Annotated in this window: 10 protein-coding genes and 1 pseudogene; 4 read left to right on the plus strand and 7 right to left on the minus strand. The window is 59.5% G+C overall.

Annotated features, from left to right (window positions below; genetic code table 11):
• Positions 1-166: 166 nt before the first annotated feature.
• Positions 167-616: a chemotaxis protein CheX gene (locus ACOYW2_RS23870; protein ID WP_482418350.1), complete on the minus strand. Its 450-nt coding sequence runs from the start codon at positions 614-616 to the stop codon at positions 167-169.
• 175 nt (positions 617-791) lie between these two features.
• Positions 792-2330 (minus strand): HD-GYP domain-containing protein, encoded by a 1539-nt coding sequence (locus ACOYW2_RS23875; protein ID WP_482420282.1) that lies wholly within the window; start codon positions 2328-2330, stop codon positions 792-794.
• A gap of 323 nt (positions 2331-2653) precedes the next feature.
• On the opposite strand from ACOYW2_RS23875, the gene ACOYW2_RS23880 reads away from it, so the two are divergent.
• The 4 genes and pseudogenes from ACOYW2_RS23880 (at position 2654) to ACOYW2_RS23895 (ending at position 5914) form a co-directional block, all read left to right on the plus strand.
• Complete coding sequence (locus tag ACOYW2_RS23880; protein WP_482768202.1) at positions 2654-4066, plus strand: DEAD/DEAH box helicase; 1413 nt, start codon at positions 2654-2656, stop codon at positions 4064-4066.
• 116 nt (positions 4067-4182) lie between these two features.
• Positions 4183-4662, plus strand: a complete 480-nt coding sequence (locus tag ACOYW2_RS23885; protein WP_180137742.1) for an Lrp/AsnC family transcriptional regulator — start codon at positions 4183-4185, stop codon at positions 4660-4662.
• Positions 4659-5552, plus strand: a pseudogene (locus tag ACOYW2_RS23890) (type III PLP-dependent enzyme domain-containing protein); the annotation flags it as partial. The gene ACOYW2_RS23885 and the pseudogene ACOYW2_RS23890, both read left to right, overlap by 4 nt.
• A gap of 89 nt (positions 5553-5641) precedes the next feature.
• Positions 5642-5914 (plus strand): hypothetical protein, encoded by a 273-nt coding sequence (locus ACOYW2_RS23895; protein WP_482768203.1) that lies wholly within the window; start codon positions 5642-5644, stop codon positions 5912-5914.
• A 133-nt stretch (positions 5915-6047) separates the two neighbouring features.
• On the opposite strand, the gene ACOYW2_RS23900 is transcribed toward ACOYW2_RS23895, so the two are convergent.
• From ACOYW2_RS23900 to ACOYW2_RS23920, 5 genes are all read right to left on the minus strand, one after another.
• Positions 6048-8222 (minus strand): acetyl-CoA hydrolase/transferase C-terminal domain-containing protein, encoded by a 2175-nt coding sequence (locus tag ACOYW2_RS23900; protein WP_482420285.1) that lies wholly within the window; start codon positions 8220-8222, stop codon positions 6048-6050.
• Between the two features lie 318 nt (positions 8223-8540).
• Positions 8541-10637, minus strand: coding sequence for a DUF3426 domain-containing protein (locus tag ACOYW2_RS23905; protein ID WP_482768204.1), 2097 nt, complete (start codon positions 10635-10637; stop codon positions 8541-8543).
• Between the two features lie 56 nt (positions 10638-10693).
• Positions 10694-11212 (minus strand): hypoxanthine phosphoribosyltransferase, encoded by a 519-nt coding sequence (gene hpt / locus ACOYW2_RS23910; RefSeq protein WP_482418357.1) that lies wholly within the window; start codon positions 11210-11212, stop codon positions 10694-10696.
• A 164-nt stretch (positions 11213-11376) separates the two neighbouring features.
• A complete protein-coding gene (locus tag ACOYW2_RS23915) occupies positions 11377-11520 on the minus strand; it encodes a hypothetical protein (protein ID WP_482420287.1) in 144 nt (47 codons plus the stop codon).
• The gene (locus ACOYW2_RS23920; protein ID WP_482420288.1) at positions 11492-12265 is read right to left on the minus strand and encodes a DnaJ domain-containing protein; all 774 of its coding nucleotides are present in this window, start codon (positions 12263-12265) and stop codon (positions 11492-11494) included. The genes ACOYW2_RS23915 and ACOYW2_RS23920 overlap by 29 nt, the downstream gene beginning before the upstream one ends.
• Positions 12266-12332 lie beyond the last annotated feature (67 nt).

Raw genomic sequence — 12332 nt, forward strand, 5'->3', positions numbered from 1 at the left:
ACCCAAGGGTTCTCTAATCTCATGGCCCACAGGACGGTCTCTCCTGTTCGAGACACAACACCGGATGATGGCGCCTCGTCGAGGCGGTTCCAAAATCTATCCCACACGGGCCTGCCTCACCCTAACAGATAGCACCTGCGACACAAATCCACAACAGGCGCTTTCGTTAACATTCAAGGCAAACTTCTATGGTAAATTCCCCTCCGTCGGTTGTAAAGGGGATAGCGATCTTCGGCCCGTCGGAGTAATGGGTGATGGCATGGCCCCGCCCGCTCACCACCGAAGGGATCGAAGCGTGAAACACCCGACCGTTCTCTTCCATCTCACGCCGTGCCTGGCCCGAGATCATGTTGATGATCTCACCGACGGCATCGGACACCTCATGGGACAATTCGGTGATCTCCTCACCGAACATGTTGGAGACCACCCGAAGGATACTTCCCTCGTCAAAGGTCACGGCAATGGTGCCGTTGGTCTCCCCCGTCAATCCGATGATCCCGGTGACGTCCCCCGTGGCCCGGTCGTCCTTCTTCAGGTAGGGTGCCCCCGCCTTGCAGCTGACAAAGGCCATGGTCTCCAAAACATTGGAGGTGGCGTGAATAAATGGGTTGATCACATTTGCATCCATAACGCACTCACTCGTCCGTCGGGCCTTTCGGCCTGGTTCGCTCGTTTGGTGTCTTCCCCCCCCAAGCAGGTCAGGGGCCAAAGACGTCATGCGTTCCCGGGGCTGCCCCAGGTCCGTCGAGCCGCACCCGCCCTGAGCAAAGGCGCCGCAGCACATACCCGTGTCACTCTTTTTTCACCGTGCCCTCAAGGCCGCCGCTACGCACCACCTTGAGGTAGGCGTCCACCACCCTGGGGTCGAACTGGCCCCCGGCCCCGTCCCGGATGATGGCCGTGACCTTGTCCAGAGGCATCTTCCGGCGATAGGCCCTGTCCGAGGCCATGGCATCGAAGGCATCGGCCACGGACAGGATCCGGGCCAGAAAGGGAATGGCCACCCCGCGCAGGCCCTCGGGATAGCCCTGGCCGTCAAACCGCTCGTGGTGGTGACGGATAATCTGCGCCTCCCGGTCCCAGAGACCGAGCTGGCCCACGATGTCGGCCCCGATGTCGGGATGCTCTTTGATCTTTTCAAACTCTTCGTCCGTCAGGCGCCCGGGCTTTAGGAGTATTGCATCTCGAATCCCTATCTTTCCTATGTCGTGGAGCCGTCCGGCAAAATTCAGGACATCGAGTTCCTCTTTCGTGCACCCCAGCTCCGAGCCCAGGAGAATGGCCAGCTCCGCCACCCGGTTGGAGTGCTGGTTGGTGTAGGAATCACGGGCCTCCACCGCCTTGACAAAGGCGGACAGGGTGGAGAAAAGATTGTCGTAGATGTTCTCGTAGAGGGCCACGTTTTCCACGTTGCCCGCAGCCTTCTGGGTCATGAAATTCAGATGGTAGACATCTTTTTCGGAAAAATGGCGCTCTTCGTCCAGGTGGCAGGTCACCAGCACCCCCAGGCTCTTGGCCCGGATCTTCAAGGGCACCAGCACCACGGAACTCATGGGGGCCTTCATCTCCCGGAGCCTGGAGCTGTGGGAGATAAGGGTGGGGACCCCTTCCAGGGCCACCTCCCGAATGAGCGTTTCGAGCTCGCCGCCGTAGCGGGCGAGGCCGTCCAGGGCGATGCGGGCCCCGTTGGAACCGGTGGCCGCCATCTCAAAGGGGGTGTCCACGGACTCGCTCACGATAAAAAACCGGGAGGACTCTGCGCCGGTGATGTCCACGGCCGACTCCGTGGCCTTCTTGAAGAGCTCCTCGCTGGAACTGATGGCAGAGAAGTCATCCATGATGCGGTTCATGATGTTGAGCTCTTCCACCTTGCCCACAAGCTCGGAGTTCAGGGACTCCAGCCGCTCCTTGCCCTCCACCTCCTTGGCCAGGAGCAGGTTCTTCAAAAAGAGCTCCCGCTCCCTGAAGACACGGTTGACGCACAGCTCCATCTGCTCGAGCTTCACCGGCTTGATGAGAAAATCAACAACCCCGTTTTTCAGGGTGGAGAGGGTGTTTTCCAGGGAGGGAAACCCGGTCATGACCACCACGGGAATGGAGACATCCTTCTGGCGAATGTGCTCGGCAAGCTCCAGGCCGTCCATGCCCGGCATGTTGATGTCGGTAAAGCAGCAGTCCACCTGGTGCGAGGCCAGGACTTCCAGGGCCTGATGGCCGTTGCCCGCCGTCAACACCTGGTACCCCTTGTGCCTGAAGTATTCCCCGGTGATGTCGAGAATGCTCTCCTCGTCATCCACAAAAAGTATCGTTTCTTTTCCGCGTTCCGTCATCTGCTGCTTACCAATGGCATGGGATCATCGACGAATGGCATGGAGAGCCGCCGTGTGGCCGTGGGACAGGGACCGCAAAAAAGCACCGCAGAAATGCCGGCGCTCAGGTGAGTCCCTTTCCGGAGAGCCGAAGCCGTCAAACGGGGCAAGCTGCCTTCATTTTTGCAGGCTTCGGTCCTTTGTGGTACATCATCATAGATCATTTTATAGGCCTTTGCAAAAACTAACCCGATTTAATGCCGTTGCACAGAGCGGGCGCGCCATCTTCGGCCCTTTCCCCCTCCGCACCGCCCAACCCCAAAGGGAGCCAGCTAAAAAAAACCGTGGAAATTCGTTTAGACAACCGGGCCACCCTCATCGCCCCCCCTGAGGAGCTGGCCGATACCGTCAAGCAAAACCTGACCCTTCCCAACCCCGTCTGGCAGGAAAACCAGCGCCGCGGCAGGTGGAACCGCGGGGTGGACAAGGACCTTCTTTTCTACGAAGAGACCGACGAGGGCTTAAGCGTCCCCAGGGGCTGCATGCGGATGCTCATCACCGCCTGCAGGCACCACAACGTGGCCTTCTCCCTTACGGATAACCGCAGGACATGCCCGGAGGTTGACTTTGAATTTGCCGGTTCCCTGCGCCCCTTTCAGGAAGAGGCCTGCAATGCGGTGCTGAAAAAAGAGTTCGGGGTCCTCACGGCCCCCACCGGCGCCGGAAAAACCGTCATGGCCCTCTACCTCGTGGCCCAGCGGCGACAACCCACCCTCATCGTGGTCCACACCAAGGACCTGGCCCGCCAGTGGATCGCCCGCATCGAATCCTTCCTCGGCATTCCCGAAAAAGAGGTGGGCCTCATCGGGGGCGGCACCTGCCGCTTGGGAGACAAGGTCACCGTGGCCATGGTCCAGTCCCTGTACAAACGTTCGGCCGAGGTGGCCCCCACCATCGGGCACCTCATCGTGGATGAATGCCACCGGGCACCCAGCCGCACCTTTACCGAAGCCGTAACCCGCTTTGACTCCCATTACATGACCGGTCTCTCGGCCACGCCCTGGCGGCGGGACAAACTCTCCCGCCTCATCTTCTTCCATTTGGGGGAGTCCGCCTGGCAGATCGACAAGAGCCCCCTCATCGAAGAGGGGCACCTCCTCAAGGCCGAGGTGCGCTTCCGACTCACCCCCTTCTATTCAGATATCGACGGAACCACCCATTATCCTAAGCTCATGGCGCAACTTACCGGTGACACCGCCCGCAACGCCCTGATCGTCAAGGATATTTCCGAAGAGCTTCCCCACACCCAGGGCACCCTTCTCGTCCTCTCCGACCGGAAAGCCCACTGCGAAAACATGAAAACCCTGCTCTTCTACAACCACGGCATCGAGGCCGACCTCATCACCGGAGACCTCTCGAAATCAGCCCGGACCGAGGCCCTGGAACGCCTGGAAAAAGGAGAGACCCGGGTGCTCTTTGCCACCAGTCAGCTCCTGGGAGAGGGGTTTGACGCCAGCTGCCTGGCCACCCTGTTTCTCACCTATCCCATCCGCTTTTCCGGTCGGCTCATCCAGTACCTGGGGCGGGTCCTCAGGCCCGGAGAGGGCAAGGACAAGGCGCTTATCGTGGATTACGTGGACGCTGAAATCGGTGTCCTGGAGTCTGCGGCCCGGGCCCGGCTCTCGGTCTACCGGTCCAACAGCATCGCCATTGCCGACGGTCCCCCACCGTCAGGGGACGACGTGATTAATTCTTGATCGACACTTTTTAACAGAATTATATTCTGCGGCATTACAAATAACCAGAACTATATTCTTGACACCTTCCTTCCGGGCGAGGTATCTTTGCTATAAACCATGGAGAGAACCCAATCATGACCCTTGACTGCATCAGCCTGACCATCCTGAAGATCCTTCAGGAAAAAGCCCGGATCCCCAACGTGGAAGTGGCCCGACGTGTCAACATGGCCCCTTCGGCTGTTCTGGAACGAATCCGCAAACTGGAAAACCAGGGCTACATCAACGGATACGAAGTCATCCTCAACCCCGAAAAATTCGGCAGGAGCCTTATCGCCTTCGTGGACCTGGCCGTGGACGATATCTCGCGCCTGGACGACGCCGGGCAACGCCTGGCCGCCCTGGACGAGGTCCAGGAGGTCCATCTCCTTTCGGGAAACACCGGCTTCCGCATCAAGGTCCGGGTAGAGGACACAGCCAGCCTGGCGGCGTTCCTTGCCAGCCCCCTGGGCTCTCTTGAGGGGCTGCGCCCCACGGCCACCTCCGTGGCCCTGTCAACCTACAAGGAGACCTCCCAGATCCCCCTTTCCGCAAAGGAGTGTGACCCATGCCCATGAGCCCGGACTATACCCAACGCCTCACCCCCGCCCTGCAAGGCATCGCAGGCCACTACGGAACCCCCTTTCACATCTACGATGAAAAAGGCATCCGAGACACCTGCAGGGAGCTCAAAACGCTCTTTTCCGGCCTCCCCGGGTTCTGTGAATACTTTGCCGTCAAGGCCCTCCCCAACCCCGAAATCCTGAAGATTTTCAAGGACGAGGGATTCGGTTTCGATTGCAGCTCCACACCGGAGCTGGACCTGGCCCGCATGGCCGGCGGCCGGGGCGAGGAGCTGATGTTCACCTCCAACAACACCAGCGAGGAGGAGTTCCGTGCGGCAGCGGCCGACGGCGGGTGCGTCCTGAACCTGGACGACATCACCCTCATCGACAAGGTGCCGGAAATGCCGGAGCTGATCTGTTTTCGCTACAACCCCGGAAACCGACGGACAGGCAACGAGATCATCGGAAACCCCATGGAGGCCAAATACGGGGTCAGCCACGACCAGCTCGAAGAGGCCTACCGCAAAGCCATGGACAACGGGGCCACCCGCTTCGGCCTGCACACCATGCTCGCCTCCAACGAGCTGAACTACAGCTACATGGTGGAGACCGCCGCCATGCTCCTGGACCGCGTCCGGGCCCTGAGAAAAGCCCTGGGCATCACCTTTGAGTTCATCAACATCGGCGGTGGCCTGGGCATCCCCTACCAGCCCGATCAGGACGCTCTCGACGTCCGTGCCATGGCCGAGGAGATCACCGCCCTGTTCAAGGAGTTCCAGGCCGAGGAAGGCTACATGCCCCGCTTCTACATGGAGAGCGGCCGCTTCATGGCCGGCCCCCACGGCGCCCTGGTGACCCGGGTGATCAACCGCAAAGAGACCTACCGCACCTACGTGGGCGTGGACGCCTGCATGTCTGCCCTCATGCGCCCCGGCATGTACGGCGCCTACCACCACATCACCGTGCCGTCCACCAGCGACGCCCCCGACGAATGCGCGTGGTGGACGTGGTGGGCTCCCTGTGCGAAAACAACGACAAGTTTGCCGTGCAACGCCCCCTGCCCGCCCTTGAGGACGGGGACCTTCTGCTCATCCACGACACCGGCGCCCACGGCCACGCCATGGGCTTCAACTACAACGGCAAGATGCGCCCCAAAGAGCTCCTCCTGGAGCCCAACGGGGCCGTGCGCCAGATCCGCAGGGAAGAGACCTTCCAGGACTACACCGCCACCCTGAACTGCGACGCCGACCCGTACATGCCATAAACAACCCATGGCACACCTTGCCGCCGAAGGCTTTTTTTCAAGCCGTTCACCAACAGGAAATAAAAAAGGGGAGAGACCGCCAGGCGGTCCCTCCCCTTTTTTTTATGGTGTCGGCCTCAGGCCAAAGGCGTTATCAAATCGCCTTTGCGCCCTCCAGGGCCAGCAGAACGACCTTCTGCATCACCTTCTCTTTCATGGTCTTGGGTGCGTCCAGATCAAGGCGCTTGAGGTAGGGACGGGCCGCTTCGGGCACCGGCGCCATCATCTTCTTGATAAGATCGCGTCCCAGGGCCACTTTTTTGTTTGCCCGGGACTTGAACCCTTTCAGGGCTTTGCCGATGATGATCTCCTCATCGGTGAAGTCCGTGCCAAAGGGGAAGGCCTGGAACAGCCCGTTTTGGCGATGGGGGACCAGGATCTTCTCAAGGCGATCGGGGGTGTTGTTCCGGAAGGCTTCGGGGATCTCGTAGTCCGCAGGCACCTTGCCCTTGGCCTTGGCCGTGTCCAGAAGCTGCTGCTGGAACCGGGAGTCTGCGATGCAGATCAGGCGGGTCATGGCCACGTGGTCCTGCTGGCCCCTTAAGTCGGCGATGCCGTACTCCGTCACCACGATGTCCCGCAGGTGACGGGGAATGGTGGTGTGATTGTACTGCCACACGATGTTGGAGGTGGCACCGGCCCCGGAGCCGCGCGTGCTTCGTACCATGGTAACAGCTCGGCCGTCGGGCAGGGCGTGGGCCATGGAGATAAAGTTGTACTGCCCGCCGGGCCCGCTGATGATGCGGTGGTCGTCCAGGCCGTCGGCCACGGTGGCGCCGTTGAGCATGGCCATGAGGGCTGCGTTGATGAACCGCCCGTGCTTGCGCTGGGCCACGCGCAGCTGGTAGTCGTCCCCGTAGAGCTGGTTGATGAAGGCCACGCTGCGCATGTCGATGAGCTTGAGCTGGTCTTCCGGCAGGGCCTTGAGGGTCTCGTAGAAGGCCTCGGGCCCCACAAAGAACCCGGCGTAGATCACCACGGCCTGGTCCAGGCACTCGCCCAGGCAGCCCGCAATCACCGCGTCACGGTTGGCCGCATCGGAAAGGTCTGCTGAGTAGCGGGTGTCGCCGTCCACCAGCTCGTCGCCTTCAAGGACAATCCCCTTCTTGAAAATGCCGAAGGCCGTGAGAAAGGTCACGTCCTTTTCCCGAAGCTGGGGCCGGATCACCTCACGGTCCAGCAGGACGTTGAGCATTTCAGGTGTCACCTCTTCGGTGATGGTCCCTTCGTTGAGGAGGGTCTGGAGGTCCAGGTGCTCGTAGACCTTGCGCTTGAGGACCCCGCACTTGAAGAGCTCGATGAGGGTGTCCACGAACATTTCCGTGGAGCTCATGAGCCCCTCGTCGAACACGTCGAGGCCGCCCCACTCCTCAATGAGAGTCCCGTACCTTTCCATGACCCCCAGCTCGTTCATGACGGACTTGTAGGCGTCATTTTCCGTGTGACGCATCATGATCCCCGCCACAATGGCATCCCCCAGGGAGCCGATGCCCACCTGCAGGGTCCCGCCGTCCTTGACCAGGGCACTGGCGTGGAGGCCGATCATCCAGTCCGTGGTGCTCACGGATTCTTTGGGAGCGCGGAAGATCTTGAACTCGTAATCGGGGTTCTCGATGATCATGTCGTAGTGACCGGGCTCCACCACGGCGTCCCCGTACATAAAGGGCATGTCCCCATTGACCTGACCGATGATGGCCCGGGGAATGCCGTCCCCTTCGCTGGCCCGGATGTACTCGGCCCCGTCCAGGTGGGTGTCCGGGTTGCAGCCCATGGAGAGAAAGGTCTTGCCGTCGATCTCTTTTTTGGCCACCAGCTGGGAGATGACGTTGGCCCCCTGGAGCAACCCGTCCCGGATGGCGTGGGTGTAGTTGGAGCCCAGGTAGTGCTGCTGGGCATGGGGACAGTTCATGAACTGGGCGGTCTTGTTGTAGAACTCCACCAGCTCGAAATTTTTCGGGATTTCGTTTTTGCGAAGGTCGCCGATGTAATCAAAATCGGGAAAATCCCCCCAAATGCGCTCCACAAGGGGTTGCATGAAGCGCCGCTCCAGGTCGTTGCCCCAGGAGGGCTTTTCCAGGGTCACGGCGGTGATGAGGGTGAGGTGCATGGAGGGGTCGGTCTTGAGCCTCCGATAGATAGCGTTAACCAGATGGTTCGGTTTGCCCACGGCCAGCGGGACAGCCATGATGATCTTCTTGCCCACCTTGGCCACCAGATCATCAACACATCGTTCCACATCCTGATAATAGACAGGTTCTCTTGTTTCCATAACTCTCTCCTGCTTCCTTACCTTCAGCCCCTCCTGATTGGGCTGTCCCCTTCGGGGCTTCCCATCCCCTCCGGCGAAATGATTCCTTGATTACATAAATAGAATTAAAATTCTATAATACAACCCGGTGAGCTTGTAAATCACAATTCCCCTGCAAAACGACACAAAACGTTTCTTACATAATTGCCCTTGCTTTACAAATGACCCTTTAATGTATCAATGTTCACAGCCTTTCCAAACAAAAACCCCATGCCGAGCAGCGCTCGACATGGGGTCTTTTTCAAAAACAGTGCCTCGGGTCAGGGCCCGGAGGTTCGGCTACTTGATGGCGGCACCCTCCTTTGAGGTCTTGACGACGACGGCAAATTTAGCCAGATCTTCGGGGTACTTTTCAAACACCACCATGATGGGCACCAGTTGACCCGGGCTGACCCGCGCGTTGTTGTTTTCCCTGCCCAGGGTGGTCTTGAGTCTCTGATCGATCTCTTCCATGCTCAGAGTCGCCAGTTCGGCGTCTGTCATGGTGTTGCCCGCATAGAACTCTTTGGAGCGGACCTCCACATTTTCTTTGTTGTAGAGAAGGCCCACAAGGCCAATGGAGTGCCGGGTGGTTCCGTAGTTGTTGCGCACCTTGCCGGTGATCACAAACAGATCTCCCAGATCCGAGCTTACCACAAACCGACCGGTGAGATCCTGAGTCTGGATATGGAGGCTTCCGTCGGGGTCTTTCTCCGGGGGCTTCACCCAATCGCTCACCAGGGGAATCCCTAAACCGAAAAGGGTTTCACGGGCCTTTTCCACGGCGTTGATGGTGGGAATGGCCACGCCCGTCCGGTCCTGAATCTCATCCCGCATGGCGTAAACACCCACGAGGATGGCAAAGAGAAGGACCAGCACCAGAAGAATGGTAAGGAAAATACGCAAGCCGCTTCCCCGGCCACCGTCCCTGGCATGGCTTCGGGAGGCCTTGGATGGTGCCTCGGCCTCCGGTTCGGACTCGGGCTCATCAATGCGGACGGCTTCGGCCATCGGTTCGGGTGCAGGCGCCACAGGGGCGGACACGGGCACGGCGGCAACGGCCTCTTCAGCCTCCGGGGCAAGGTCCAGCTCAAGCTCAAGGTCCACCTCCCCGCTGACATCGGCTTCCACATCCAGGGGGGCGTCGTCTTTTTCGAGCATCGCCTCGATATCACTGAAATCCGAATCGTCCAGGGTGTCTTTCTCCAGGGGATCGAACTCCTGGGTCTTTTCATCGCCCTTGAAGTCAAAGTCGAGTTCCAGCTCGATATCGTCGTCTTCCGGGTGAGCCTCACCGGCAGCGGGTTCCTCCTGAAGAAGGCCCTCCAGCTCCGAAAGGTCCAGCTCTTCATCCAGGGAGCTCTCCAAAGAAGCCTGCAGGGGCTCCTCGTCACCCAGGTCGAGATCCAGGTCGAGTTCCATGAACCCTTCCTCGGCGTCGGTGTGGGCAGTGCCTTTGGGCGTCTCTACGGGGCCGTCATCCAGAGAAAGGTCCAGTTCATCCAGCCCTCCCATGCTCAAGGCAGCTGCGTCGCCGTCCCCTGCGGAAAGTGCCGGGGACTCGGCATCTCCCACAAGCTCCACGTCGCCTGCCCCTCCGTCCAGGGAGAGAGCCATTTCGGAAAAATCAAACTCCTCTTCCGGAGCGGCAGCCTCTTTGGCGGTATCGCCCTCCGGGACACCCAGGGCCGCCTCCAGGTCAGAGAAGTCGAGGTCGTCGTCAAACACGGGGGCATCCACCGTCCCATCGTCATCCAGGGAGAGGCTCACATCGGCAAAATCAGACGCCTCCTGGCCGGAGCCCTCTGCTTCCACCCCGGCAAGGGACTCTTCCAAGCCTGAAAAATCGAGGGTCTCCTCGACTTCGCTCCCCTCGGCCGGAGCCGCAGGCGCCGGGCCTTCGTCCAGGGAAAGATCCAGGTCCAGATCGGCCAGGTCGAACTCAGAAAGGTCCAGGTCCTCGGGCATGCCCATGTCCGGGCTCGCCTGGAGATCCAGATCCCCCAAGCCCAGGTCATCGAGATCGATATCGTCTATGGACTCCGCAGGGGTGTCCTCGGCAACGGGCTCAGGTACCGGTGCCTCGGCGGACGGCGTTGCCGCTTCCGGAGCGGCCTGTTCACCCGGCTCGTCCTCTTCCAACCCGAACAGGCGGTCCAGCTCCCGGTTGAGTTCGTTTTGCAGGTCGTCGCCTTCATCAAGATTTCGTGGAGCAGGGGCCGCGGGTGCCTCGGCCGGAGGGGCCTGGGGGGGCTCCTCAACGGACGGGGCCGCCGTCTCCGGAAAGACTTTGAACACGTGTTTGCAACTTGAGCATCGTACCTTGCTGCCCGTGGGTTTGATCAGCTTATCATCCAGAACGAACCTGGAATCACACTCCTGACACGTGATAATCATGTGCGCGTCCCCTTTTTCATCATGCGAATGCAACCCATCCTGTCGATCGGCCCTGTTTACATTTCCAAATGGTAAATAGCGGGAAGGTTCCGATAATCTTCGGCGTAATCCAGGCCGTACCCAACCAGAAACCCTTCAAGGATCTCGTGGCAGGCATAATCCACCTGGACGTCCATGGCGCGACGTTCTTTCTTGTCCAGAAAGGCACACACCTTGACACTTCGGGCGCCTTTTTCCTTGAGGTAGTTCACGATGAACCGCAAGGTCAACCCTGTGTCCACAATGTCTTCCACAACCAGAACATCCATTCCGGTGACATCGAGGTCCAGCTCTTTGGTGACTGTGGTCGTCCCGGAAGATTCGGCACTTTTGCCGTAGCTGGAGACGCCGAGGAACCCGATTTGTACCGGAACCGTAATCTCACGAGCCAGGTCGGCCATGAAAATGAAGGCCCCTTTCAAGGCACCCACCAGGGCCAGCTTGCCGCCCTGGTAGTCATGGGAGATAACTTCCCCCACTTCGGTGATACTTCTAGCGATTTCTTCTTTCGAAAGTACTTCAATAAGTTCGGACATTCTGATTACTTTATCATTACTTTATCCCTTACGCCACACCTGATTACAGACCGGCGTCCGCAAGAGAGTATATGTTCACGCGTTATGAATCGGCGGTACCGAAGATAAACATCCGTCTCATGGCCGTATCGCAAAATCAACAGGATGTCAATCATTTTAAGCCATTACAGCCCGTTTTTCGCCAGATCCTCTACTGCCGCCCGCTGACTGTCCGTCAGGGTTTTCGGAAGGGAGACACCGATTCGAACAAACAGGTCGCCTTTGCCCTCCCCTTTCATTTCAGGCAATCCCTTGCCTGGAATTCGCATCTTTGTCTTGTGCTTCTCGGTCGGCGGGCACCCTGAGGTTAATCTCGCCACCGTCCAGGGTGGGCACGGTGATGGTGGTCCCCAGGAGCGCTTCGGACACCCGGATGTCGGTGTCGTAAATCACGTTCTGGCCGTCGGGGAAAAAGCCCTTTGCCCCCACCACGCGGGACCGGATGTATAGATCACCGGCAGGGCCGCCGTACGGGCTGGGCTCCCCTTTGCCGGAAAGCCGGAGTTTCTTACCGTCCACCAGGCCTTTGGGAATGCGCACATTGATGGTGGACGCCCCGCCACCCACGGAGAGGGAACGGGTGGTCCCGGTGTAGACCTCTTCCACGGTGAGGCTGATCTCCAGGGTCCGGTCCTCGCCCTTGACTTGGCGCCGGCTCTGGAATCCGCGGCCTCCGCCACGGCCGCATCCGCCGTTGCTGAACCCGCCGTTGCCAAATCCACCACCGCCAAAGCCGAACTCCCGAAAGATGTCTCCGAGATCAAAGCCCCTGAAAATATCTTCCTGACTGTATCGCTGCTGAAACCCCGAGGCCCCGAAGGTATCGTACTCCTTGCGCTTGGCCGGATCGCTGAGCACAGCGTAGGCCTCGCTGATCTGCTTGAACTTGTCCTCGGCGGCCTTGTCTCCCTTGGTCTTGTCGGGATGGTATTTCATTGCCAGCTTGCGGTACGTCTTCTTAATCTCGTCGTCGGAGGCGCCTCGTTCAACGCCCAGTACTTTGTAGTAGTCCATTTCGTTTGATCCAATCGCAAGAGCCCGGCACGGGAAGAAACCCTCTTCTTCCCCGGGGTCGGGCCAT

Source organism: Desulfoluna sp. CLI2B, from assembly GCF_056847375.1.

What these genes read in the sequence shown, in the direction of transcription:
- ACOYW2_RS23875 (WP_482420282.1), bottom strand. Translation starts at nt 2,330, where the DNA reads ATGACGGAACGCGGAAAAGAAACGATACTTTTTGTGGATGACGAGGAG.
- ACOYW2_RS23885 (WP_180137742.1), top strand. Translation starts at nt 4,183, where the DNA reads ATGACCCTTGACTGCATCAGCCTGACCATCCTGAAGATCCTTCAGGAA.
- ACOYW2_RS23895 (WP_482768203.1), top strand. Translation starts at nt 5,642, where the DNA reads ATGCGCGTGGTGGACGTGGTGGGCTCCCTGTGCGAAAACAACGACAAG.
- ACOYW2_RS23900 (WP_482420285.1), bottom strand. Translation starts at nt 8,222, where the DNA reads ATGGAAACAAGAGAACCTGTCTATTATCAGGATGTGGAACGATGTGTT.
- ACOYW2_RS23905 (WP_482768204.1), bottom strand. Translation starts at nt 10,637, where the DNA reads ATGATTATCACGTGTCAGGAGTGTGATTCCAGGTTCGTTCTGGATGAT.
- hpt (WP_482418357.1), bottom strand. Translation starts at nt 11,212, where the DNA reads ATGTCCGAACTTATTGAAGTACTTTCGAAAGAAGAAATCGCTAGAAGT.
- ACOYW2_RS23915 (WP_482420287.1), bottom strand. Translation starts at nt 11,520, where the DNA reads ATGCGAATTCCAGGCAAGGGATTGCCTGAAATGAAAGGGGAGGGCAAA.
- ACOYW2_RS23920 (WP_482420288.1), bottom strand. Translation starts at nt 12,265, where the DNA reads ATGGACTACTACAAAGTACTGGGCGTTGAACGAGGCGCCTCCGACGAC.